This window comes from Acinetobacter sp. ANC 4169, assembly GCF_002135355.1.
Classification (GTDB): domain Bacteria; phylum Pseudomonadota; class Gammaproteobacteria; order Pseudomonadales; family Moraxellaceae; genus Acinetobacter.
Window position 1 is genome coordinate 216,034 of the sequence record NZ_NEGE01000001.1, and the last position, 23,845, is coordinate 239,878.

Genomic DNA, 23,845 nt, shown 5'->3' on the forward strand with positions numbered 1-23,845 from the left:
CCTTTATTTTCCTGAAAATGCTTAGGCTTCTACCACAGGGATACGGCTTGCATCACGTTCCGCCGCAGTTTTTGGGCGAATTTGTCCACGTTCAGCAGCAAACTGAATATGCGGATCATTTTGCTTTTCAGCTTTAGCATTAATAAAGGTGACGAAGCGTTTACGCACTTCAGGATCTTCCACAGCAGTACGCCATTCATCCTGATAGGTGCCGACGACATGCTCCATACGGCGTTCCAGTTCAGCAGCGATGCCTAAAGAATCTTCAACCACCACGGCTTTAAGATAGTCCAGACCACCTTCCAGATTGTCACGCCATACCGAAGTACGTTGCAGGCGATCTGCAGTTTGGATATAGAACATAAAGAAACGGTCGATATAACGGATTAAAGTTTGGGTATCCAGATCAGAAGCCAGCAGTTCCGCATGACGCGGTTTCATACCACCATTACCGCATACATATAAGTTCCAGCCTTTTTCAGTCGCAATAACACCGACATCCTTTCCTTGTGCCTCGGCACATTCACGGGTACAGCCAGACACCGCCATTTTCAGTTTGTGAGGAGAACGCAAGCCCTTGTAGCGGTTTTCCAGGAAAATCGCCAAACCCACCGAATCATCTACGCCATAACGGCACCAGGTACTACCGACACACGATTTCACGGTACGTAAAGACTTACCGTAAGCATGACCCGATTCAAAACCGGCATTGATCAGTTTTTCCCAGATTTCAGGCAATTGATGGACTTGCGCACCAAACATGTCGACACGTTGCCCACCTGTGAGTTTGGTATATAAGCCATATTCTTTGGCAATTTGACCGATGGCAATTAAGCCATCTGGCGTGACCTCACCGCCTGCCATACGAGGCACGATCGAGTAAGAACCGTCTTTTTGGATATTACCCAGATAATAGTCATTGCTGTCTTGCAGACCTGCATGGCTTGGCTTTAATACAAAGTCATTCCAGCAAGATGCCAAAATATTCGCAACGGTAGGTTTACAGATATCACAGCCTAGGCCATGGCCATGCTGCCCGATCAGATCATCAAAAGTTTTGATTTCATTGACCCGCACTAGGTGATATAGCTCTTGGCGTGAATAGGCAAAATGCTCACATAAGTGGTTGTTGACGGTCACCCCTTGGCGTTGCAATTCAGACTTCAATACTTGCGTAACTAAAGGCGCACAGCCACCACAGGCAGTTGCAGCTTTGGTGCATTTTTTTAGTGCACCAAGTGAAGTTGAACCGTCTGCAATCGCACTGCAAATATCGGCCTTAGAAACGTTATTACATGAACAGATGGTTGCACTGTCAGGCAATAAATCGACACCGCTGCCACTGGCTTTGGCTGTAGATTGTGCATAACCCGGCATAATCAGGCTTTCAGGATTTTCTGGAATTTCCAATCCATTCAGCATCATTTGCAGCAGGTCATTATATTCTTTGGCACAGCCCACCAGCACTGCACCGAGGAGTTTGGTTTTTTCCGCATTCACCACAATCTTTTTATAGATCATGGCATCTTCATCGGCATAGAAATAGCTGAGCGCATTCGGGGTCATGGCATGCGCATCACCCACCGATGCCACATCAACACCCATCAGTTTCAGCTTGGTACTCATATCCGCGCCGGCAAATGAATTGCAGGCTTGATTCATCACATGTTTTGCTGCAATACGCGCCATGTCATAGCCCGGTGCAACCAAACCGTAGATTTTATTTTGCCAAAGCGCACATTCACCAATCGCGTAAATGTCTGCATCTGAAGTTTGGCAATAATCATTGATCACGATACCGCCACGCTCACCAAGCGCCAGACCACTTTGACGTGCCAATTCATCACGTGGGCGAATACCCGCAGAGAATAAAACGATATCGGTTTCAAGTTCAGAACCATCGCCAAACTTCATCACATGGGTCGTATTTTCACCTGCTTCGATGCATTGAGTGGCTTTTTGGGTATGAACTTTTACACCCAGATTTTCGATTTTTGCACGTAAAACCTTGCCACCCAGGTCATCAATTTGCACTGCCATTAAGCGAGGTGCAAATTCCACCACATGGGTTTCCAAGTCCAGGTCACGCAGTGCTTTAGCAGCTTCAAGACCTAACAGACCACCGCCAATCACCACACCAGTCTTGGCATTCAAGCTGGCTGCACGAATGGCATCCAGATCTTCAATGGTGCGGTAAACAAAACAGTTTTCACGCTCATTACCTGGAATAGGAGGAACAAAAGCATATGAACCCGTTGCAAGCACCAGTTTGTCATAAGCAAGTACATCACCATGATTGGTCGTGACTGTTTTATTTAAGCTATCAATGGCAGTTGCCTTGGTACTTAAACGCAGATCAATCCCATAAGCATCAGCAAAATCTGCACGGCAAAGTGTGAGGTCTTTGGCTGATTTACCGGTGAAATATTCGGTTAAATGAACACGGTCATAGGCTAAACGTGGTTCTTCTGCCAAGATGGTAATTTCAACTTCATCACCTGCATGTTCAAGTACGGATTCAATAAATTTGTGTCCTACCATGCCATGGCCAATCATTACCAGTTTCATATTGCTTCTCCTATTCTTTTAATCTATTGATTTAAGCCATGTTGTTTCGTTCAAGCACTGCTTGTTCATACAGTTTTTGTTCCTTCTCTTTATGTTCAACCGAGAAGCGGATCACCAGAACAAAACTTGCTGCAATCACCACCAAGCCGCCAAGAGCCATCAAACAGGTTTGAATATCCAGCATGCCTTTCAACAAGAAACCTGCAGCGACTGCACCGACGTTACCGCCTGCACCAATAATGCCTGCTACGCCACCCAAAGCATCACGGTCAATAAATGGCACCAGTGCATAGGTTGCACCACAAGCCATATGGGTGAATAAGGCAAAGATAGTCATGGTTAAAATCGCCAGCATTGCGCTGTTCATTTGTGAGAATACGATCAGGAACAAACCTTCCATCAAGATCATGGTAAACAGCACTTTGGTACGACCATCCAGACCTTTTTTGGTTGCCACTTTGTCAGAAACAATTCCACCTAAAGCACGGGCAAATAGTGCGAGTAAACCAAAGATCCCGGCAGCCAGTCCTGCTTCTTTCAGGCCAAAGCTGAAATGTTCGACGTAGTACATCGCCACGATGTTATGAATGAAGATTTCGATACCGAAACAAGCAGCATAGGCACCAAACAGAATCCAGACACGGTAGTTGCGCGCAGCATGCATCAGAATTGCCATACCGCCTTTTTTATCGCTACCGACTTGAATGCCTTGCGCACGAAGTTCCTTAAAGTTGCCTTGTGGACAGTCTTGAGTGAATTTCCAGTAAAGCGCACCGACAATCAGCATCATCACACCTGGAACAATCAGGGCAATTCTCCAGCCCATCGCTTGCTCAACACCAAACATGACAATCGCGCCAAGCATTAACGGCATCAATGCTTGTGTTGCACCACCACCGGCGTTACCCCAACCTGCCGATGCAGCATTGGCCGTACCGACTACATTCGGTGCGAACATGATACTGGTGTGATATTGGGTGATAACAAAGCTGGCACCAATCGCACCAATCAATAAACGGAAAAATAAGAAAGATTCATAGCTGTTGGCAGAGGCCACACCAAATACAGGAATACTGCCGATGATTAATAATGCGGTATAAGTTTTGCGTGGACCGTATTTGTCACACAAAGGCCCTACAATCAGCCGGACAATAATGGTAATGGCGACTGCGGCAATATTGATATTGGCGATTTGATCTTTAGTAAGATGAAATTCACCTGCAATGACCGGCATCAGGGGCGCACAGGCAAACCATGCAAAGAAACAGACAAAAAAAGCGAGCCAACTCATGTGGAAGGCTCTCATCGCTGCGCTGTTAAAACTAAAAAGACTTATTTTTGTTGCCTTTTTTTCATATAAATTTGAAGACATAAGCTTCTCCTTCCTGAACTGAACGTATTGGGTTATCTGTTATGAGGATAGCTGCATAGCAGATTCGATCAGAACGGACATCGTTGGCCGTCTTACAAATTTTTTAGAGTCGTCTTTGACTCAGTAGAGATTAAGCAACGAATGTGCCAACAATTATTAAATATCTTTAAATTATTATTTTTTAACGATTTTTATTTAATTTTTGCCATTTTTTTCGCAAACCAGTTGCTTCATCAGCCCTACTGAACAACAAAATGAGTATTCACAGCAACTGCACTTGTGCTTCCTCGTAGCGCATTTTTGCATCAAGACAGTGCAATATGCTGTGAGATTCAAGTTTTATGTCTGATTCTTATAAAAAAAATAGAGTTTTATTAATTTTGGCATCTAAATTGCTTTCGATTAGATAGAAATTTCTCTGGCTCTGCTTAGATGGTATTTAGCTCAATATGCCAAAACTAAAAATTGCACTGATTGATGACGATCAAGAACGTGCCAACTATATAAAAGCTTCCCTGATCGAACATCATTTCGAGGTGGTTGCCTGCCTGACCATCGACCATTTAAGCCTGTTCCGTTTAGAACAGTTACATGCAGATGTGATTTTGCTGGACATGGATCATCCCCACCGCGACATTATTGAAAGTTGTGTCAGCCAGTTCGACTTACCCACCGTGCTGTTTACTAAAAACAGTCATAAAGACACCATTAAAAGTGCCATTGATGCCGGGGTCACCGCGTATATCGTGGACGGGATTGATCCGGCCAAACTGCAAAACATTTTGGAAATTTCAATTGCCCAGTATAAAAAACATAAAAAATTACTGGATGATCTGGAAGAGACCAAAAATAAACTGGCTGACCGTAAAGTGGTAGATCAAGCCAAAGTACTGATGATGCAATTGCATTCCCTCACTGAAGATCAGGCATTTCAATTACTCAGAAAAAATGCCATGAGCCATCGCATGACCATTGGAGAAATGGCACGGCGTTTACTGGATGCCCAACAACTGTTACAAAACCAATTCAAGGATTAGCCCATGACAGATTTAGAAAAAACCCAAATCCAGATTGGCTATATTCCTTTGCTTGACTGTGTGGCTATCCTTTGGGCCAAACAGCGCGGCTTTTTTGCAGAGCTTGGTCTGGAGGTGACTTTAGTCAAGGAAGCCTCATGGGCAAGTTTAAGAGACCGGCTGGCCTTTGGCTTTCTGGATGCAGCACATTGCCTGTCTGCCATGCTTCCTGCCGCAGCGTTAGGTGAAGACCAGCTGGGCATTCCCTTACAAACGGCATTGGTGCTCAGTCATAACCGCGCCTTTATCAGTTTAAGTCAGAAATTATGTTTCGACCTGCACATTTCAGCGCAAGATAATGCCCAACAATCGGCAGAAAAAATTGTCTCCGCCATACAGGCACAGCAAACGATTCAACTGGCGCATGTGTTTAAGCAGTCCATTCATCATTATTGTTTAAGAGAATGGTTAGCCCTTGCCAATGCTGAGGTGGCCCAAAAAATCAAACTGACCACCCTTCCACCTCCGTATATGGTGGAAGCCTTAAGCAATCACGTGATTGATGGTTTCTGTGTCGGGGAACCCTGGAACACTCAAGGAGAACTGTTGGGCATCAGCCAGATTGTGGCCAGCAGTCAGGATATAATTCCCAAGGTTGCAGACAAGGTACTGGCCGTCACGGCCGACTGGGCAACACAGCATCCTCATACGCATCGCTCTTTAGTGGCTGCGATTGAAAAAGCACAGCAAGAATTGCAAACGCTGGAGGACTATACCGAAGTCTGGAAAATGCTGATTGACTTTAATATTGTTCAGTTCCAATGTTCTGAAAGCATCCATGTGAAAAAATTCCATTCTATCCAGAATATTATCCGTAACTTTGTCATTGAATCATCGTTGCCAAAGCTGGCAGATTTTCACTGGCTGATTCAGCAAATGCTGAAATGGGATCACATTAGCCTGAATCAGCAAAACATTGATCAGATCAGCCAGAACTGTATTTTATCTTTGCAAAAATAGACCAACATCAGTATTGCCCCAGCGATATAAAAATTGACCAAACACTGGGGCTAAGCCATTCATTTTGATTATTTTATCGCTATTATCGGATTTTTATCTTTTATTTTTATTTGCGCGATTTTCCACAATTTTTCTCCACATTTTTACGTTATCTTACGCACAAAACAACATACGGAACATTCAATAATGAAACGCATACAACCGCGTTGGAAATTAAGCGCATTAAGTTGTGCTTTGTTTACTTTTATGTCCCCAACTTGGGCTGCTGATAGCACAACAGATACAACCACAACAGACAGCACTGCGGCCCAAACCGCACCAGTACAAACCCTGGCTACCCTAAAGTTTCAAGCTGCCCCGGCTCAAGCCAAAGACCCGGATATCAGTGCAGTAGCCAAAACCATTGTCACCCGGGAAGAAATGCTGCAATTTGGTGATCAGTCCGTGAATGATGCCTTGCGTCGTGCAGCCGGTTTTCAAATGCCCACTCCAGGACAAGGTCCACGCGGTGGTGGCGGTGCTTCAGCTATGCGTTTTCGTGGCGGCGGTGCCCCGGTATTCTTAATCAATGGCGAACCGGTTCAAGGCGGCCCACGTGGTGGCATGTCGGTCGTCGACAGCATTACGCCAGACATGATTGAACGGATTGAAATTATCAAACAGCCGAGTGTTGCTCAGGCCTCTGTGGCCTCTTCTGCGGTCATTAATATTATTCTAAAAGAACCGCTGGACAATGCCCGCATCAGCGGAACCGTCCGTGCAGGATATGGTTTGGCAAAATCGGATCAAAAAGAAGAACAGCGTAAAAATATCAGTATTCAGGCCGATGGTCGTGATAATGCCTGGTTATACAGCATGTCTGCCAACCAGATGTGGAATGACACGACTTCGATCACCCAGACCCAAACCAGCAGCGAAACCCGCGAACAAAAGCGCATCACTGAACGCAAGTCGCAAATGCTGGCACCACGTGTAGAGTACCAGCTAGATGACCAGCAAAAACTGGTTGCCGAAGTGTTCTATCGCAATAATGAAAGTGATGGTAGCCGTGGCGATCAGACTCAAAATGACAAGAATGACAGTATCCGTTTAAATACCCGTTATGAACGCAAGGACAAGGGCAATTCGGACAAGATTCGTCTTTCTGTAGAACAGCAGAATGAAACTGAATCAACACGTTCCCCTGCCTTTAGCAGCTACACCGATGAAACCGTGAATGAATATGGTGTGGCTTATGATGGTGTGCGTAAATTTGATGAACGCAAGCAACTGAAGTTTGGTAGCGATATTCGTTCCAGTGAGCTTGAGAGCAATATTAGCAATACACTCGATGAACAACGTTATGCCTTATATACAGAAGGTAGCTGGAAGTTTAGCGACCGGCAAACCGTAACCTTGGGTGCGCGTCAGGAATGGATTAACCGTTCCGGACTGGTGGATTATAGTGACCAGCACTTTAGCCCTGTTTTGGCACATCGCTTTGATTTTGACGATCATTGGTCATTACAAACCAATATCAGCCAGGCGTTCCGCAGTCCCAAAACAGACCAGCTATTACCTACGGTTTCTGTTTCTACCGACAGCGATGCCGGCAGCCTGAATAACCCTGACCGTGGCGGCAATCCAAATTTACGTCCGGAAAAAATTACCGCCTTTGAGTCTACCCTGGGTTATAACACCCCGGCAGGCGGCATCAATATCACGGCATACCAACGTGAAATTGAGGATTACATCGAGAAAGTGATTCGTCAGGAAGGCACCCGTTTTGTGGAACGCCCACAAAACCAGGACAATGCCACCACTTATGGTGTTGAAATTGCTGGTCGTTATGCATTAAAACAAACTGAAAATGGCCATTCATTTATGTTGAATGGGCAACTGTCGACGGTACGTGCAAAAATTGAAGATGCCAATCATCAAAAACGTTTAGCCAGTGATGTGGCGCCTTATACCGCAAGTGCCGGCTTGTCTTATAACTATCAGCCTTGGCGCCTTTCCAGCAGTGTGAATCTGAACTATGTTCCTGAATTTACCCGTGCCCTAGATAACCAGCCTTATGACCGTACCAGCAATGAACGGGTGAATATGGATATCAGTGTGACCAAACGCTTTAATGATGACTGGGCAACTACCCTGAGTGCGCGCAATATTTTCAGCACCGATTATAAAGAGCGCTTGAACAATCAGTCCGATGGAAGCCTGTATGAATCACGGGTGAATCAGGCCATTCCAAGTGTACTCCTCAGTGTAGAAAAGAAATTCTAAACTAAAATGTAAAAACCGGTGCCAGACACCGGTTTTTTATAATACGTTATTTGTTGTATCTCGGCTTGTTTCTGATTGAGTTAATAAAAAATGAATCTTTGAATGAACTACCCATCGCCCCATTCAAGGTAAATGTTAAACAAGCAAGGCTTTAAGCAGACTTGCAATTCTTAAGGTATGCTGTTTATTGCCCTTTTGTTCCATCACCTTATGTTCAATGCGCCATAAATAATCAAAAATTTCCGACTCACTTGCATTTTCATTCAGCATGTTAAAAATTTTTGGTAAATAATCCTCATATTCATCCCGCATGGACGGATTACAACAAATCCCCAAGGGATCCCATTCCTGCAGTAAAATTTTATGTATGGCATGCAATAATGTGACATCTTTTTTTTGTGCAGCTTCCATACACACCCCCTAAAATTTCATATAACAATCATACAAATAGAATATTGCGTGTTCAGTAATAGATAATCCATTGCGATCAGCAAAATACCGATATAACCCTTGCAGATTTGCTGTTAATCCTTTTTTATCCCTAAAAAATGGTTTTTTAGATTATCTCTTACATTAAAAGTTGTATCACTCATTAAATGTAATTCCAACCCCTTTATCCATTTTAATTTTATATTTGAATTTTCACAATCTAGGCATGAAAAAATATATAAAATTTAGAAACTTATAATGGTAGGTTTTTGGTAGGTGGGATTTTTTCAAGCTTCATTGAATACTCAAGTGACGGTGAGGGTCACCGATAATACAATGAATGGTAGAAGGAATCGCACCATGGCTTTTAAAAATATTGCAGATCAAACCAACGGTTTTTATATTCCCTGTGTCTCACTTTTCGGTCCGGGCTGTGCCAAAGAAATTGGCGCGAAGGCACAAAATTTAGGGGCTAAAAAAGCCTTAATTGTGACTGATGCCGGTCTGTTCAAATTTGGTGTTGCAGATAACATTGCAGCTTACTTAAAAGATGCTGGCGTAGACAGTCATATTTTCCCGGGTGCAGAACCGAATCCCACGGATATTAATGTACATAACGGCGTTCAGGCTTATAACGAATATGCTTGTGACTTTATTGTGTCCCTAGGTGGCGGTTCATCGCATGACTGCGCCAAAGGGATTGGTCTGGTCACTGCTGGCGGTGGTCATATCCGTGATTATGAAGGGATTGATAAAAGCACCGTACCGATGACACCACTGATTGCGATTAACACCACAGCAGGTACCGCATCGGAAATGACACGCTTCTGTATCATTACCAATACCGAAACCCATGTAAAAATGGCCATTGTCGATTGGCGTTGTACCCCGCTGATTGCCATTGATGACCCTAAATTAATGCTGGCCAAACCTGCAGCCTTAACTGCTGCAACAGGCATGGATGCTTTGACGCATGCCGTTGAAGCCTATGTTTCCACTGCAGCCAATCCCATTACCGATGCCTGTGCAGAAAAAGCTATTAGCATGATTAGCGAGTGGCTCAGCCCTGCGGTTGCCAATGGTGATAATCTGGAAGCGCGTGATGCCATGAGCTATGCGCAATATCTTGCCGGCATGGCCTTTAACAATGCATCACTCGGTTATGTCCATGCAATGGCGCATCAGCTGGGCGGTTTCTACAACTTGCCACACGGGGTATGTAATGCCGTATTACTTCCACATGTATGCGAGTTTAACCTGATTGCCTGCCCGGACCGTTATGCCAAAATTGCCCAGTTGATGGGGGTTAATACCCAAGGACTGAGCATCACTGAAGCTGCCTATGAAGCCATCCAGGCTATTCGTCAACTTTCAGCTTCAATTGGCATTCCAGCAGGTTTAGCCGAATTGGGTGTAAAAGAAGCTGATTTAGGCATCATGTCAGAAAATGCACAAAAAGATGCCTGCATGCTGACTAACCCACGTAAAGCTACACATGCACAAGTGGTCGATATCTTTAAGGCAGCTTTGAAATCCAATGCATCGGTAGTCGATTTTAAAGCAGCGATATAAGACTCCAATGTAAGTCTTCTCTCCTATCTTTTGACTTACACTTTTAGCAACCAAGGTTTGCACTTCGTCATGAAGTGCGCCAAGAAAAAGTATCCGGTACACTTTCTTGGTTTATCCTGTTCCTTTTATTACAGGATAAAGAACTGCGGTTGCTTCTTTTTTTATAAAAATAATTCAATTTGACAAATCACTGCTCATCAGGAAGGATAAGAAAAAAACAGATGATTCTAAATGAGTATAAAAATGAGCAATGGCAGCACCCTTCCCCTTTATCAGTTGGATGTATTAGGTACAGGCTATGAACAGGCCACTTTAAATTTCCCCGATGATTATGAAGGACAAGTTACTGCAACTTTAATCCGAAAAAAAGCAGCGCAAGCCACAAACAAAGCCGTATTATATATTCATGGTTTTATTGATTATTTTTTTCAAACCGAAATGGCAGAATTGTTTAACCAGCATGGTTTTGACTTTTATGCACTCGATTTACGTAAATATGGCCGCTCGATTCTGCCTCATCAAAAATATTATAACGTACGTGAAATTGCCGAATACGATGCCGAAATTACTGAAGCTTTAAACATTATTGCCGCTGAAGGCCATGATGCCGTTCTGCTCTCTGGCCATTCGACAGGCGGACTCACCACCACTTTATATGCTGCACATCACCCTGATCATCCTTTAATTAAGGCACTCTGGGTCAATAGCCCCTTTTATGACTTCAACATGAATCCGATCAAGAAAAAGCTCGGCCTTCCCAATTTAAGCCGGGTCGGCAAAATTTGTCCGGATTTAAAAATACCCAGCAATCTGAATAAATGGTATACCCCCAGCCTGCATAAAAATTTCCATGGCGAATGGTACTTTAATCTGGACTGGAAACCACCTTCCTACCCTTTGGTACGCCTGAGTTTTGTAAGGGCAATTTTTGAAGCACAAAAAGAAATTCATCAAGGAGTGACATTAAATGTCCCTGCCTTAGTCATGCATTCACACCAAACCAAAAATCCGAAAAAATGGCATAAATATGCGCAAACCAGTGATGTAATTCTGGATGTCAAACATATAGACAAATATGCAAAAAAAATTAAAGGTGATGTCACCCTCAGTGAAATAAAAAATGGCTTACATGACTTGGTGCTGTCTGAAAAATCGGTACGCGAAAATGTCTATCAACAGCTGTTTGAATGGCTAAATCTGAAAGGTTTATAAAGATAATGATGCAGCAATATTGGTATTAATTATCTTTATATTTAAGCAAGGTTTGATGCACGGGATGAGTTCTGGGCATCAGCTCAATCAAGCGCTCAACGGCATCAATCGCTTCAGGAAAATGTGCCACATGTTTAAGTAAAACGTCGGTTTCATTGGCTTTAAAAATGGCATTACTTAAACGCGATTCCAGACAATCGCGCCAGGCACATAAAAATGGACTTTCGGTTTTGGCTAAAAATATGCCGGTGCATAGTTTTAAGGCGGAATCGATATATCCGGCATCTAAAGACTGTTCGGTGAGTAAAAAGTCAGCCTCGACATGGGCCAACAACCGATAAGGTCTGGAACCCAGCATACCGCCCAGTACATCACGTAATTGTGACATTTCCGCTTTTAATGTGCCTATACTGACTTTTCGCTCACCATATAAAGCCTGATGTAGATTATCCAGGCTTAAACCTTGCGGACATAAAGCCAGAATGGTCAAAATTTCAATCTGTCGTGGCGTCAGCACCAGAACCTTGCCATTAAACAACACTTGCGGCACGGAAAAAGCCCGGATAAACAATCGCTGCTTTTGATATTCAAGTAATGCAGATTGAATAATCGAGGCACAGCGTTCCGCAGCCAGCAGTCCCAAACTGTTGTGTTTTTGCCAAGTGGTCGACAGGTCAATCACCCCCAAAACCTGTTTTGAGTAGGGATCAATAATCGGGGCAGCATAGCAGACCCAATCATGAATTGAAGGCATGTAATGTTCATTGGAAAACACGCAACTGGATTGCTGGGTTTTTAACGATAAAGCCAGAGCATTGGTTCCCACCAGTTCCTCGCGCCATTGCCCGCCTTCAATAAAATGCACACTTTCTGCTGCACTCTGCATTTGTGGGCTCGATGCCGTCCAGATAATGGTGCTGCCTATATCCCCCACAGCAAGCACCATAGAGGATTGTTCTGCAATATGTTTTAAATCTTGCGCACAATGTTGCACCGCATGTGCCAAGGCAGAAGGATAGTTATCTTTTTGTAAATGAACCAGCGGCGCAGCCAAACGATCCTTGGGAATTTCAGCCGATGACGAACGTTGCCAGGAGCTGGCAATACTTTGGCCTAACTGTTCTGCATGTAAGGGAGATAAACTGCTACTTTGCCTAAATTGATCAATTTTAAGCCTTTTTTGCATCAAACTTTGCTTATTCATCATTCCTTATTCTCACAACAATTCATGACTTACATCCACTGTAATGGTTATTTTTTAAGGCCGTTTGAAAAGTTTGTAAACCTTCTTGTCTCCAACCTTTCTCCAACCTTATTCAAGCTATGCTAATCAAATAATGTACAAAAGTACCTTATACCAAAGCTGTAGATGCGGTTTACAACACTAAAATAAGCAAAGGAAAATACATATGCGTTACGTCGATCCTAATCAACCCGGTTCAAAAGTTCAGTTTAAAGCCCAATATGAAAACTTCATTGGCGGTCAATGGGTAGCGCCGGTAAAAGGAGAATACTTTGACAATATTTCTCCTGTAGATGGCAAAGCCTTCACCAAAGTTCCGCGTTCAAGTGTTGAAGATATTGAGCTGGCACTCGATGCTGCACATAAAGCTAAAGCACAATGGAATGCTTCCTCTCCCACCACCCGTTCCAATATCCTGTTAAAAATTGCCGACCGTTTAGAAGCCAATCTGGAGCTTTTGGCCGTGGCCGAAACCTGGGATAACGGTAAACCGGTTCGTGAAACCCTGGCTGCAGATATTCCTTTGGCGATTGACCATTTCCGCTATTTTGCCGGTTGTATCCGTGCCCAGGAAGGCGGCATTTCAGAAATTGATGAAGATACCATTGCCTACCATTTTCATGAACCTTTAGGCGTGGTGGGACAAATTATTCCTTGGAACTTCCCTATTTTAATGGCAACCTGGAAACTGGCACCGGCATTGGCTGCGGGTAACTGCATCGTTTTAAAACCGGCTGAACAAACCCCGGTCAGTATTCTGGTACTGGTTGAACTCATTCAAGACCTGTTACCTGAAGGTGTATTAAACATTGTCAATGGTTATGGTATTGAAGTGGGCCGTCCGCTGGCGACCAATCCACGTATTGCCAAAATTGCCTTTACCGGTTCAACTTCAGTCGGTCAGCAAATTATGCAATATGCCACTGAAAACATTATTCCGGTCACCCTTGAACTTGGCGGTAAATCACCGAATCTTTTCTTTGAAGATGTGATGGCACAAGACGATGACTTTTTAGATAAAGCACTTGAAGGTTTTGTCATGTTTGCGCTCAATCAAGGGGAAATTTGTACCTGTCCTTCTCGTGCTTTAATTCAAGAAAGCATTGCAGATCAATTCCTGGAAAAAGCTGTTGAGCGGGTTAAACGGATTAAAACCGGCCATCCGCTAGATACCGATACCATGATTGGCGCTCAGGCATCGCAAGAGCAACAAGATAAAATCTTGGGCTGTATTGCAACCGGTCGTGCAGAAGGTGCGGAAATATTAACTGGCGGTGGTGAACGCTGTGAAGTAGGTCAAGGTTTCTATATTGAACCGACCATTTTCAAAGGCACCAATGACATGAGAACTTTCCAGGAAGAAATTTTCGGGCCGGTCCTTGCTGTCACCACCTTTAAAGATTTTGATGATGCCATCCGAATTGCCAATGACACCATTTATGGTTTAGGTGCGGGAGTCTGGTCACGCTCTGCACATACCTCTTATCGTGCCGGTCGTGCCGGTCGTGCCATTCAGGCTGGTCGGGTATGGACCAACTGTTACCACATCTACCCTGCGCATGCCGCATTTGGTGGATATAAAAAATCAGGTATCGGTCGTGAAAACCACAAAATGATGCTTGATCATTATCAACAGACTAAAAACTTGTTGGTAAGCTATGCAACCAAACCAATGGGCTTCTTCTAAAAACCTATCTGTATAAATCATAAACAAGCGAACTTCGGTTCGCTTTTTTGCTTTAAATAGCAAAGAAACAACCGAAAAATCTTCATTTTTCTAAGTATTCAAGCTAAATTGCTCTTATTCCAGATATCTTAAAAAATAGCATGACGACCTTATCTCCAGATTTTCCCGACACCATTTATGCCATTCAACATCTTGCCTTTGAAGACTTAGGCGCACTAGAAGATGTATTTTATCAACTCGGTTTTCGGGTGCGTTATTTTGAAGCTGGTATTGATGATTTAACCAAGGCGATGCAGCACAAAGGGTTAACCATTATTTTAGGTGGCCCCATTGGCGTTTATGAAACTGCTGACTATCCTTTCTTACAACAAGAAATAGACTTACTAAAAGTACGCTTAAAAGAAAACTTGCCAACCTTGGGCATCTGTTTGGGTGCTCAGCTGATCGCGCATGCTTTGGGTGCCAAAGTTTATGCAGGACATCAAAAAGAAATTGGCTGGAGTCAACTCAGCATTTCAGATACCACAAATAATCTGCTTGCGCCATTAGCTGAAACTCCAGTCTTACACTGGCATGGTGATACTTTCGATTTGCCTGAACAGGCTACATTATTGGCAAGTTCTGAGGTTTATCCAAATCAGGCTTTTTCAGTGGGAAAAAACATTCTGGCCTTGCAGTTCCATATTGAAGTTGCAGCAGAAAGCCTGGAAAAATGGCTCATTGGCCATACCTGTGAATTGCGTAAAGCCAATATCAACATCCCCGCTTTGCGGTCAGACAATCAACGCTATGCCCATGCATTAGAAGTGCAGGCATATGCTGTATTGCAAGTTTATCTTAAACAAATTTCAGCAATTTAAATTAACTTCTTAAATTAACTTCCAATAAAAAAGCACCATCTAAATGGTGCTTTTTTATGAGCCGATTCGTACTTATTTTTTCGCAGGAACCGATGCTTCAGTGGTAATGTTTACCGTGATTTTATCGCCTACATTCGGAACATAACCGCCTACGCCAAATGCTGAACGATTAAAAGAAGTCGTCGCATTGAAACCAACCGTTTGTAGTTTGGTCATTGGATGTACGGCCTGTTTATTTAATACCGCATCCAGTACCACAGGTTTAGTGACATCTTTCACCGTTAAGTTACCTGTGATTTTGTATTTGTTTTTGCCTAAAGCCTGAACTTTAGTACTTTTAAAGGTAATGTTTGGATACTTAGCCGCATCAAAGAATTCTGCAGTCTGTATATGCTCATCCAATGCTTTTACATTGGTATTGATGCTTGATACAGGAATGGTGACATTCACCGAAGAGTTTGCAGGTTTAGCATTATCGACATTAATTGTGCCTTGGATGTTGCTAAAGTTTGCAGAAGGTGTCGAGAAACCGAAGTGACTCCAAGAAAAAACAGTGGCACTATGATGAGGATCAATTTGATAGGCAACCGGTTGTGCTAGAGACAAAGTCGCTACTGATGCAACCGCTAGACCTAAAGTTATTGCTTTGAAATTCATGTGTTGTTATCTCGCTTTGGAATGATTGTTAGTTTATACCTTTCTTATCTTAATTCACCGGTACAGATAAAACGATATGTTGCAAGAATAGAACAATAACCAGCTTACCTAGGGCAATAAATGAAACGATATAATTTTATTAGTTTAATTTATTGATAATTCTATTAAATTATTTAAAATCATGATCTTCAATTTTATCCCCTTGCAGCTTTCTTACCTTTTTATTAATGATTTAATACAAAAATCTACAGTTGATTAAAACCATGATGAAAGTGATGCAAATTAGGCTATACACAACAGATGAATTCTAAATTTCCAACATAATTAAAGCCCCATTTGGGGCTTTTTACAAAGGTTTCATCGCTATAACTTTTCAACCAGAATGCGATCCACCTGTTTCATACCGGTATGCTTCTCATGGTTCTTACGGCGGATTTTAATCACTTTATCTTCTTGCAAATCTTGCAGCATCAGTTCAACAGCCATCATGCTTGCAAGCGGCAAATCTTGACCGATCCACTTTTGCTCACCCGCATCCATCAGGACAATTTCATCATTAATCTGCTCATAAAGGCTCATATTTTCCTCGCTTTGGCAGCACGCTGCCATTTATGCTGAATACTCCAATGAATGGTTAAATTTTAAACCTTCATTTTTAATCATTCGTTGAAATATCGTTATTTTGAAAAGTAAAAAGACGCCCCTTTTACTGGGGCGTCTTTTTAACAGTGAATTCGTGATGAATTAAGCTGTAATTTCTTTAACCGCTGCGACAACCGCTTCAGTGGTAATACCGAAGTGCTGATACAAGTCTTTCGCTGGAGCAGACTCACCATAAGTGGTCATACCGATCACACGACCATCTAGACCAACAAATTTCCACCAGTAATCGACATGAGCTGCTTCAACTGCTACACGCGCACGAATATGAGATGGAAGAACCGCTTCACGGTAAGCTGCATCCTGTTTCACAAATTCTTCAGCACATGGCATAGATACCACACGTACACCTTCAAGCTGTGCATGTGCTTCCATTGCCAATGAAACTTCTGAACCAGTCGCAATGATGATGGCTTTCAATTCGCCTTTTTCTTCAGCCAGTACATAACCCCCTTTAGCCACGTTCTCAATTTGTGCTTGAGTACGCGCTTGGAATGGCAAGTTTTGACGAGAGAAAATTAACGCTGTAGGGCCTTCGCTACGTAACAATGCAGATTTCCAAGAAATAGAAGCTTCTACAGTGTCACATGGACGCCATGTATTTAAGTTAGGCGTACCACGCAAAGATGCGATTTGTTCTACCGGTTGGTGTGTAGGACCATCTTCACCCAGACCAATTGAGTCATGGGTATACACATGAATCACACGCTGTTTCATCAGTGCAGACATACGCACTGCATTGCGTGCATATTCCATAAACATCAAGAATGTTGCAACGTAAGGGATGAAACCACCATGTAGCGCTACACCATTGGCGATTGCAGTCATACCGAATTCACGTACGCCATAGTGTACGTAGTTACCCGCTGGATTGTCTTGTACACCTTGTGCACCTTTCCACAAAGTCAGGTTAGAACCTGCAAGGTCAGCAGAACCGCCCAGTACTTCTGGCAGTGAAGGTACAAGTGCTTGTAAAGCATTTTGGCTTGCTTTACGCGTCGCAATAGTTTCAGCTTTGGCATTCACTTCAGCGATATAAGCATCTGCTTTAGCAACGAAATCAGCCGGTAATTCACCGCTTAAACGACGTTTAAGTTCAACCGCTTCAGTTGGATATTTTGCAGCATACGCAGCGAAAGTTTCGTTCCACGCAGATTCAGATTGAGCACCTTTATCTTTTGCATCCCAAGCTGCATAAACGTCAGCAGGAATTACAAATGCTTCTTCTTTCCAGCCCAGCGCTTCACGCGTTAATGCAATCTCGTCATTACCGAGTGGTGCACCATGGCAATCTTCTTTACCTTGTTTGTTTGGTGAACCCAAACCAATCACTGTTTTACAGATGATTAAAGTTGGTTTAGCAGTTTCAGCTTGTGCTGCAACAGTTGCTTCACGAATTGCGTCTGCATCATGACCGTCAACTTTAATTACTTGCCAGCCGTAAGCTAAGAAACGTTGCTCTGTATCGTCAGAGAACCAGCCTTCTACTTCACCGTCAATTGAAATGCCGTTGTCATCGTAGTAAGCAACAAGTTTACCCAGACCCAAAGTACCTGCCAAAGAACATGCTTCGTGCGAAACACCTTCCATTAAACAGCCATCACCGAGGAAACAGTAAGTGAAATGGTCAACAACTTTAATGTCGTCTTTGTTGAATTGCGCAGCTAAAGTTTTTTCAGCAAGTGCAAAACCAACAGCATTGGCAATACCTTGACCCAATGGACCAGTGGTTGTTTCAATACCAGGTGCATAACCCAATTCCGGGTGACCAGGCGTTTTAGAATGTAACTGGCGGAAAGATTTTAAATCTTCAATAGAAAGATCATAACCAGTCAAATGCAATAACGCATATTGCAACATAGAGCCATGGCCATTCGACAATACGAAACGGTCACGGTTGGCCCATTGTGGATTTGTTGGGTTATGATTTAAAAATTCACGCCATACTACATCAGCGATATCTGCCATCCCCATTGGAGCACCTGGATGTCCTGAATTTGCTTTTTGCACAGCATCCATTGCCAATACACGAATTGCGTTTGCAATACGACGTTCGTTAAGCGGGGTTGTCATAGGTCAGAGTCCAACTAAATCGTTTAAAGAAGATGATGAATAGGAAAATTCAAAGCTGGCTATATTGTCTTAAAAAAACAGCAAGGGGTAAAGCCTAATACTCAACATTTCACTATTTATTCGTGACTGTATATATTTTAATGGGTAATAAAGCTCAATTTGACACCGCTTTTAAGGATTGGCGAGTGAGGAAATTGCTACAGTTATTTAATTTAAATCTGATATACCACATATTAACGATAACTCGCTTTATATGTATTGAATTGAAATATTATTCAAACATTCCTCTTCTCAAGGAATCATGTTTATTATTTACTCCCCATCGATGAATTATCAGCACATGATGTCTCAACCAAACCGCTATTAAACGAAAATTGATAAATGAGCACCGATAGACACAAAAGCTGAATCAAATTCATCTTTGTAAATACTTGATGAAAAATTTAATGATTTAAAATCTATGTTTTGAGACTGTTCTTATTATTGATATAAGGTGAACAGCGCCATTTCAAAACAATCATGCACTACAAGTAATTTGAAATAAAATATTGATCATTAAAATTATTTTTACATACAACTTTGAATAAACAATCTTGGCAATAATATTTAAACACCCCACAGATATGCTTTGACTGGCTGATTAAATAGGTCAGCTCTAAAAATTTTCATAGCCGAAATCCCAACTTTAAAGCCTAATTTTTTCTGCTTATCAGTTTTTTAGATGCATATATCAATTAAAAAGTCGTGAAATTGAAATAAATTCATCCATTTTTATCGTCTAGAACTAGTCCAAAAGTCTAACTCGATGTAACATATCGGGTCTTTTGAATTAACTGTGATAGGACTTATGCGCGAGTACGCTGTATTTACCTCGGAATCTGTAAGCGAAGGCCATCCGGATAAAATGGCTGACCAAATCAGTGATGCTATTTTGGATGCAATCTTAACAGAAGACCCATATGCACGGGTTGCTTGTGAAACGCTTGTAAAAACGGGTGCGGTAGTACTTGCCGGTGAAATCACAACAACTGCAAATGTTGACTTCGAAGCAATTGTACGTCAAACCGTAAATGGTATTGGTTATCACCATTCTGACCTTGGTTTTGATGGTTCAACCTGTGCTGTTATTAACATGATTGGTAAACAGTCTCCTGAAATTGCTCAAGGTGTAGACCGTCAAAAACCTGAAGATCAAGGTGCTGGCGACCAAGGTTTAATGTTTGGTTATGCAAGCCGTGAAACTGATGTTTTAATGCCTGCTCCTATTTCTTATGCACATCGCTTAATGGAAAAACAAGCTGAACTACGTCGTAATGGCCGTTTACCTTGGTTACGTCCAGATGCGAAAAGTCAGGTGACTTTTGCTTATGAAAATGGCATGCCTGTTCGTTTGGATGCAGTGGTATTGTCAACCCAGCACGATCCTGAAATTTCACAAGCAAATCTTAAAGAAGCTGTGATTGAAGAAATCGTGAAGAAAATCATTCCTGCAGAAATGTTCCATGCAGACACCAAATTCCACATCAACCCGACCGGGATGTTTGTGATTGGCGGTCCTGTAGGTGACTGTGGTCTAACCGGTCGTAAAATTATTGTCGATACTTACGGCGGTATGGCTCGTCACGGCGGTGGTGCTTTCTCTGGTAAAGACCCATCTAAAGTTGACCGTTCAGCAGCTTATGCTGGCCGTTATGTTGCTAAAAATATTGTGGCAGCCGGTTTGGCAGATAAATGTGAAATTCAGGTGTCTTATGCAATTGGTGTTGCAGAGCCAACCTCTATTTCAATCAATACATTTAATACTGCAAAAGTACCTGAAGAATTCATCATTCAATTGGTTCGTGAACACTTTGACTTGCGTCCATACGGTATTACCCGCATGTTAGACCTGATTCAACCGATGTATAAGCAAACTGCTGCTTATGGTCACTTTGGCCGTCAAGGTTCAGACACTGCATTTACATGGGAAAAAACAGATAAAGTTGAAGCACTTAAAGCCTCTGCTGGACTGTAATTTTTTTCATCAAAAAGCCCACATCTGTGGGCTTTTTTGTGGCTAAAATTATACATTATTTGCTTTTCCCTCCTCCGTTTAAAACATCTAATAAAGAAATTTGCACCGGTGTTTCCTGATGGTCCTGCAAATAAACATGTACGACTTTAAAGATAATGACCGCAGCCAGGCATGTTAAAACACAAAAAATCCAGAAACCATAAGGGCTTTTAATATTGTGTGAACCGCAATTTGTACATTCTTTTTCGGTTGATTCAACAACCTTGTTACAACAGGCACAATGATATTGATATAACATAAGTACACTCCTGCCAATTTTGTTTTTATTTTCCATCTGCTTATAGCTGATGGACTGGAGCCTCACTAAATCTTATGCCAGTCTTTTTTGAGATACAAGTTTATTGATCAATAATTAAAATTAACTCCAATATAAATATTTTAAATACTCACCCCAAATACTCATTTTTAATAAAATATATTCATTAACCATCAAAACCAAGAGACATTATTTGTAACACAATGGAATACCTCACAATTTAACTTGCACGTTTTAATCCTCTCCCATGTGCTCATGTTTTTAGTTAAAATAGCTGTGAATAACTGGGAGTATTGAATGGTTCAACTGATTAAAAAAGGCGGCTTACGCGAACGTGCCAACCGTAGTCGGAGCTATCAGGGTTCGGAAAATACCGAAACCACATTAAGACCCAATCGTTATGCACAGCCACAAAAAAATGAGGAAGTCATATCCACTACTCCCCCATATACACCTGCAACTGATGATAGCAGTAAAGAAAGTTAAAGCATGGCCAATGCGTCATACCATAACCAGATGGCAAAAATCAGGAATAATCCCCCCGAAATCACATCAATATAACTGCCAGAACGCTGATATGCCGTTTTAATTTTTGGCATGGATAGAATCAGCATCAATAACGTAAAAACCAAAAAGGTTTGTATGGGAATAATGATGGCAAGCTGGGTTTTTAAATGCGTTGAAGCGGAAGAACTTAAGGCTAAAGAAAAAACACTACTAAAATAAATCAGCGTTTTGGGATTGGAGAGATTGGTGAAAAGTCCCTGCAATAAATAGTTTTTAGCATCAGCTGTACCAGGGGGAACATTGTCATCTAAACGGGTGGCTTGCTGCAGGTTTTTGAGTCCTCCATTTAACATGGCCCAACCCATACGTGCCAAAAATAAGCCCCCAACGAGCATTAAAATCTGTTGAATCCATGGGAACTGTTGAATCAGCACGCTAAAACCCAGCAAGGTCAGCACCACCCAAACTACGATCCCTAAAGAAATTCCCAAAATAATTTTTAAGGTATTGGCTCTTGAAGTCGATGCTGAACTTTTGGCAATCAGTAAAACATCCGGCCCGGGGCTAAGCTGTGCAACAAAATGCAGTGCACAAATGGTCAAAAGCAATGACATAACAATAAGGAAGAATTTTTAAAATCAGTATTATATCGTTTGTTCAATTTTTTGCATGGTTCCAGCTTTAAATACTTTAGTTAAAAATGAAGCACATAAAAAAGCCGAATCATCATTCGGCTTCAACTTTAAAAAAAGATGAATTTATTTATTCACATCTTTCATTTCAATTTTTTTCGCTTCCGGTGTTACTTCACGTGCTTCACCATCAATAATGCTGGAATCGTGACGCTGTGAACCGCCTTGTTGCATGTCTTGCATTTGACGCATTAAATCGGCAAATGGATTCTGACCCTGAGCATCACCGCCCATGCCATTCATGTTGCCCATCATGCCACCCATCATTTTATCCATCATGGCTTGCTGACGCTTTGCCATGGTTTTCATCATGACATTTTTAAAGGCATTCTGAACGCCTGGAATCAAAATCAACAATGCCAAAACATCGGTAATTAAACCTGGAATCAGCAGGAAAAAACCGGCCAAAATTTTAGGTAAATTATTGGTCAAGGCAGGATCACCTGTCATTTGCCCCATTTGCATTTGCTGCATCTGTGGCATGACCCCTGCCGAATATTTACGAATCAGGTTCATACCGATAAAAAAGGCTGCAACAAACCAGAAAAATACGTACCACATGCTGCCGACGAGGTCACCCACGCCAATCCAGACAAAAACTTCCAGGATTAAGCCAACCAGTACAATAAGAAATAATTTCATGAAAATTAATCTAATCTCAACAAAATGAATAAGGGGTAGTCATTAACTGCTTAATCACCATCAAGCTTTTTTGCTACGCTTATGTAACAATATGGGCATTATTTTATTTTTAAAGGCCTTGCATGTCATTAATTATCGGTATTGACCCCGGTTCACGCTTAACAGGTTACGGCATCATCGAAAGAGATGGGCAGAAACTGACTTTTGTAGATGCGGGAACCATTCGTACCGAAACTCCGGAAATGCCTGAACGCTTAAAACGGATTTTTGCTGGTGTGGAACGGATTGTTAAATTTCATGGCCCTACCGAAGCCGCGGTTGAACAAGTGTTTATGGCACAAAACCCTGATTCTGCCTTAAAACTCGGTCAAGCCCGTGGCGCTGCCATTGCCGCTTTGGTGAATCTGGATTTGCAGGTGGCTGAATATACTGCCCGTCAAATCAAGCAATCTGTCGTGGGTTATGGTGCGGCAGATAAAGAACAGGTTCAAATGATGGTGATGCGGATTTTAAATTTAAGCATCAAACCGCAACAGGATGCTGCCGATGCCTTGGCCGCAGCCATTTGTCATGCGCATGCCTCTGGCAGCATGAGTAAAATGGCAGTACTGAATGCCTTAGGTGGCATGGCACGTGGCCGTAGCCGATCTAGTGTTCGCAGACGCTAAATCAATTCATGAAAGATATTGCGCAAAATCTTGACGCATTTCCCGGACTGAGGGTTGCTTGCTATAGGTGAAAGTCACTCTCCGGCCAAAACTTCTCATGTTCTTTTTCTGGTTCGGATCAATCCGGATAAAAACCAGTTCATCCAGTTCGTTACGATGGTTGATTTCACAAATCATAATGGTCTGATTTTTTTCAATGACTTTATATTTGCCAAATTCTTTCTGCACAATGTCTTTAAATGATCTACTGGTTGAACCAGCATCAGCGCGCTGCGTATAGATGACGATGCCTATACAAACGATCACCACTATAGCCACCACCAGATATTTATCCATCTTTCCCTCTTAGTTCATTATTCTTATCAAGTTTTC

The 23,845-nt window shown here is 42.3% G+C and carries 21 protein-coding genes; 10 read left to right on the forward strand and 11 right to left on the reverse strand.

Annotated features, from left to right (window positions below; all coding sequences use genetic code 11):
• Positions 1-21: 21 nt before the first annotated feature.
• Together nirB and B9T26_RS01040 are read right to left on the reverse strand one after the other, a co-directional pair.
• Positions 22-2,568: a nitrite reductase large subunit NirB gene (nirB, locus tag B9T26_RS01035; RefSeq protein ID WP_086197962.1), complete on the reverse strand. Its 2,547-nt coding sequence runs from the start codon at positions 2,566-2,568 to the stop codon at positions 22-24.
• A gap of 31 nt (positions 2,569-2,599) precedes the next feature.
• A complete protein-coding gene (locus B9T26_RS01040; RefSeq protein WP_086197963.1) occupies positions 2,600-3,940 on the reverse strand; it encodes an MFS transporter in 1,341 nt (446 codons plus the stop codon).
• A 449-nt stretch (positions 3,941-4,389) separates the two neighbouring features.
• Here B9T26_RS01040 and B9T26_RS01045 point away from each other — a divergent pair, with 449 nt between their 5' ends.
• The 3 genes from B9T26_RS01045 (at position 4,390) to B9T26_RS01055 (ending at position 8,241) form a co-directional block, all read left to right on the forward strand.
• Positions 4,390-4,977, forward strand: a complete 588-nt coding sequence (locus tag B9T26_RS01045) for an ANTAR domain-containing response regulator (protein ID WP_086174364.1) — start codon at positions 4,390-4,392, stop codon at positions 4,975-4,977.
• A 3-nt stretch (positions 4,978-4,980) separates the two neighbouring features.
• Positions 4,981-5,976: an ABC transporter substrate-binding protein gene (locus B9T26_RS01050; RefSeq protein ID WP_086197964.1), complete on the forward strand. Its 996-nt coding sequence runs from the start codon at positions 4,981-4,983 to the stop codon at positions 5,974-5,976.
• A 186-nt stretch (positions 5,977-6,162) separates the two neighbouring features.
• Positions 6,163-8,241: a TonB-dependent receptor plug domain-containing protein gene (locus B9T26_RS01055; RefSeq protein WP_086197965.1), complete on the forward strand. Its 2,079-nt coding sequence runs from the start codon at positions 6,163-6,165 to the stop codon at positions 8,239-8,241.
• A gap of 135 nt (positions 8,242-8,376) precedes the next feature.
• On the opposite strand, the gene B9T26_RS01060 is transcribed toward B9T26_RS01055, so the two are convergent.
• On the reverse strand, positions 8,377-8,652 hold the full coding sequence (locus B9T26_RS01060) for a hypothetical protein (RefSeq protein WP_086175867.1): 276 nt from the start codon (positions 8,650-8,652) through the stop codon (positions 8,377-8,379).
• Between the two features lie 378 nt (positions 8,653-9,030).
• Between B9T26_RS01060 and mdh the strand changes: the two genes are divergently transcribed.
• On the forward strand, positions 9,031-10,242 hold the full coding sequence (mdh, locus tag B9T26_RS01065; protein ID WP_086197966.1) for an iron-dependent methanol dehydrogenase: 1,212 nt from the start codon (positions 9,031-9,033) through the stop codon (positions 10,240-10,242).
• A 243-nt stretch (positions 10,243-10,485) separates the two neighbouring features.
• Positions 10,486-11,454 carry an alpha/beta hydrolase gene (locus tag B9T26_RS01070; RefSeq protein WP_086197967.1) on the forward strand — a complete coding sequence of 323 codons (969 nt, stop codon included), beginning with the start codon at positions 10,486-10,488 and terminating at the stop codon, positions 11,452-11,454.
• Positions 11,455-11,479: 25 nt separating this feature from the next.
• Here B9T26_RS01070 and B9T26_RS01075 read toward each other — a convergent pair whose 3' ends face one another.
• A complete protein-coding gene (locus tag B9T26_RS01075; protein WP_086197968.1) occupies positions 11,480-12,661 on the reverse strand; it encodes a helix-turn-helix domain-containing protein in 1,182 nt (393 codons plus the stop codon).
• A gap of 202 nt (positions 12,662-12,863) precedes the next feature.
• On the opposite strand from B9T26_RS01075, the gene B9T26_RS01080 reads away from it, so the two are divergent.
• Together B9T26_RS01080 and B9T26_RS01085 are read left to right on the forward strand one after the other, a co-directional pair.
• Entirely contained in the window at positions 12,864-14,384 is a 1,521-nt protein-coding gene (locus tag B9T26_RS01080; RefSeq protein WP_086197969.1) for an aldehyde dehydrogenase family protein, read from the forward strand.
• A 140-nt stretch (positions 14,385-14,524) separates the two neighbouring features.
• The gene (locus tag B9T26_RS01085; RefSeq protein ID WP_086197970.1) at positions 14,525-15,244 is read left to right on the forward strand and encodes a glutamine amidotransferase; all 720 of its coding nucleotides are present in this window, start codon (positions 14,525-14,527) and stop codon (positions 15,242-15,244) included.
• Between the two features lie 72 nt (positions 15,245-15,316).
• Here B9T26_RS01085 and B9T26_RS01090 read toward each other — a convergent pair whose 3' ends face one another.
• The 3 genes from B9T26_RS01090 to tkt form a co-directional block, all read right to left on the reverse strand.
• A complete protein-coding gene (locus B9T26_RS01090; protein ID WP_086197971.1) occupies positions 15,317-15,901 on the reverse strand; it encodes a YceI family protein in 585 nt (194 codons plus the stop codon).
• 363 nt (positions 15,902-16,264) lie between these two features.
• Positions 16,265-16,480, reverse strand: coding sequence for a hypothetical protein (locus B9T26_RS01095; protein ID WP_086197972.1), 216 nt, complete (start codon positions 16,478-16,480; stop codon positions 16,265-16,267).
• A 165-nt stretch (positions 16,481-16,645) separates the two neighbouring features.
• Complete coding sequence (gene tkt, locus B9T26_RS01100) at positions 16,646-18,634, reverse strand: transketolase (RefSeq protein WP_086197973.1); 1,989 nt, start codon at positions 18,632-18,634, stop codon at positions 16,646-16,648.
• Between the two features lie 847 nt (positions 18,635-19,481).
• Between tkt and metK the strand changes: the two genes are divergently transcribed.
• Positions 19,482-20,648 (forward strand): methionine adenosyltransferase, encoded by a 1,167-nt coding sequence (gene metK / locus B9T26_RS01105; protein ID WP_086197974.1) that lies wholly within the window; start codon positions 19,482-19,484, stop codon positions 20,646-20,648.
• Between the two features lie 55 nt (positions 20,649-20,703).
• On the opposite strand, the gene B9T26_RS01110 is transcribed toward metK, so the two are convergent.
• A complete protein-coding gene (locus B9T26_RS01110; protein WP_086175965.1) occupies positions 20,704-20,946 on the reverse strand; it encodes a hypothetical protein in 243 nt (80 codons plus the stop codon).
• Positions 20,947-21,261: 315 nt separating this feature from the next.
• On the opposite strand from B9T26_RS01110, the gene B9T26_RS01115 reads away from it, so the two are divergent.
• Positions 21,262-21,450 carry a hypothetical protein gene (locus B9T26_RS01115; RefSeq protein ID WP_086197975.1) on the forward strand — a complete coding sequence of 63 codons (189 nt, stop codon included), beginning with the start codon at positions 21,262-21,264 and terminating at the stop codon, positions 21,448-21,450.
• On the opposite strand, the gene B9T26_RS01120 is transcribed toward B9T26_RS01115, so the two are convergent.
• Both B9T26_RS01120 and B9T26_RS01125 read right to left on the reverse strand, forming a co-directional pair.
• Positions 21,447-22,085 (reverse strand): LysE family transporter, encoded by a 639-nt coding sequence (locus B9T26_RS01120; RefSeq protein WP_086197976.1) that lies wholly within the window; start codon positions 22,083-22,085, stop codon positions 21,447-21,449. The two genes, B9T26_RS01115 and B9T26_RS01120, sit on opposite strands and share 4 nt — an antisense overlap.
• Positions 22,086-22,229: 144 nt before the next feature.
• Complete coding sequence (locus B9T26_RS01125; RefSeq protein ID WP_086197977.1) at positions 22,230-22,805, reverse strand: FxsA family protein; 576 nt, start codon at positions 22,803-22,805, stop codon at positions 22,230-22,232.
• A 122-nt stretch (positions 22,806-22,927) separates the two neighbouring features.
• Here B9T26_RS01125 and ruvC point away from each other — a divergent pair, with 122 nt between their 5' ends.
• Positions 22,928-23,473 carry a crossover junction endodeoxyribonuclease RuvC gene (gene ruvC, locus B9T26_RS01130; protein WP_086175879.1) on the forward strand — a complete coding sequence of 182 codons (546 nt, stop codon included), beginning with the start codon at positions 22,928-22,930 and terminating at the stop codon, positions 23,471-23,473.
• Positions 23,474-23,479: 6 nt separating this feature from the next.
• Here the strand turns inward: ruvC and B9T26_RS01135 are convergent, their stop codons facing one another.
• The gene (locus tag B9T26_RS01135; RefSeq protein WP_086197978.1) at positions 23,480-23,809 is read right to left on the reverse strand and encodes a hypothetical protein; all 330 of its coding nucleotides are present in this window, start codon (positions 23,807-23,809) and stop codon (positions 23,480-23,482) included.
• Between the last annotated feature and the right edge of the window lie 36 nt (positions 23,810-23,845).

Excerpts from the sequence above, each read along its gene's own strand:
- nirB (WP_086197962.1), bottom strand. The coding sequence starts at position 2,568 with ATGAAACTGGTAATGATTGGCCATGGCATGGTAGGACACAAATTTATT.
- B9T26_RS01040 (WP_086197963.1), bottom strand. The coding sequence starts at position 3,940 with ATGTCTTCAAATTTATATGAAAAAAAGGCAACAAAAATAAGTCTTTTT.
- B9T26_RS01045 (WP_086174364.1), top strand. The coding sequence starts at position 4,390 with ATGCCAAAACTAAAAATTGCACTGATTGATGACGATCAAGAACGTGCC.
- B9T26_RS01050 (WP_086197964.1), top strand. The coding sequence starts at position 4,981 with ATGACAGATTTAGAAAAAACCCAAATCCAGATTGGCTATATTCCTTTG.
- B9T26_RS01055 (WP_086197965.1), top strand. The coding sequence starts at position 6,163 with ATGAAACGCATACAACCGCGTTGGAAATTAAGCGCATTAAGTTGTGCT.
- B9T26_RS01060 (WP_086175867.1), bottom strand. The coding sequence starts at position 8,652 with ATGGAAGCTGCACAAAAAAAAGATGTCACATTATTGCATGCCATACAT.
- mdh (WP_086197966.1), top strand. The coding sequence starts at position 9,031 with ATGGCTTTTAAAAATATTGCAGATCAAACCAACGGTTTTTATATTCCC.
- B9T26_RS01070 (WP_086197967.1), top strand. The coding sequence starts at position 10,486 with ATGAGCAATGGCAGCACCCTTCCCCTTTATCAGTTGGATGTATTAGGT.
- B9T26_RS01075 (WP_086197968.1), bottom strand. The coding sequence starts at position 12,661 with ATGATGAATAAGCAAAGTTTGATGCAAAAAAGGCTTAAAATTGATCAA.
- B9T26_RS01080 (WP_086197969.1), top strand. The coding sequence starts at position 12,864 with ATGCGTTACGTCGATCCTAATCAACCCGGTTCAAAAGTTCAGTTTAAA.
- B9T26_RS01085 (WP_086197970.1), top strand. The coding sequence starts at position 14,525 with ATGACGACCTTATCTCCAGATTTTCCCGACACCATTTATGCCATTCAA.
- B9T26_RS01090 (WP_086197971.1), bottom strand. The coding sequence starts at position 15,901 with ATGAATTTCAAAGCAATAACTTTAGGTCTAGCGGTTGCATCAGTAGCG.
- B9T26_RS01095 (WP_086197972.1), bottom strand. The coding sequence starts at position 16,480 with ATGAGCCTTTATGAGCAGATTAATGATGAAATTGTCCTGATGGATGCG.
- tkt (WP_086197973.1), bottom strand. The coding sequence starts at position 18,634 with ATGACAACCCCGCTTAACGAACGTCGTATTGCAAACGCAATTCGTGTA.
- metK (WP_086197974.1), top strand. The coding sequence starts at position 19,482 with ATGCGCGAGTACGCTGTATTTACCTCGGAATCTGTAAGCGAAGGCCAT.
- B9T26_RS01110 (WP_086175965.1), bottom strand. The coding sequence starts at position 20,946 with ATGTTATATCAATATCATTGTGCCTGTTGTAACAAGGTTGTTGAATCA.
- B9T26_RS01115 (WP_086197975.1), top strand. The coding sequence starts at position 21,262 with ATGGTTCAACTGATTAAAAAAGGCGGCTTACGCGAACGTGCCAACCGT.
- B9T26_RS01120 (WP_086197976.1), bottom strand. The coding sequence starts at position 22,085 with ATGTCATTGCTTTTGACCATTTGTGCACTGCATTTTGTTGCACAGCTT.
- B9T26_RS01125 (WP_086197977.1), bottom strand. The coding sequence starts at position 22,805 with ATGAAATTATTTCTTATTGTACTGGTTGGCTTAATCCTGGAAGTTTTT.
- ruvC (WP_086175879.1), top strand. The coding sequence starts at position 22,928 with ATGTCATTAATTATCGGTATTGACCCCGGTTCACGCTTAACAGGTTAC.
- B9T26_RS01135 (WP_086197978.1), bottom strand. The coding sequence starts at position 23,809 with ATGGATAAATATCTGGTGGTGGCTATAGTGGTGATCGTTTGTATAGGC.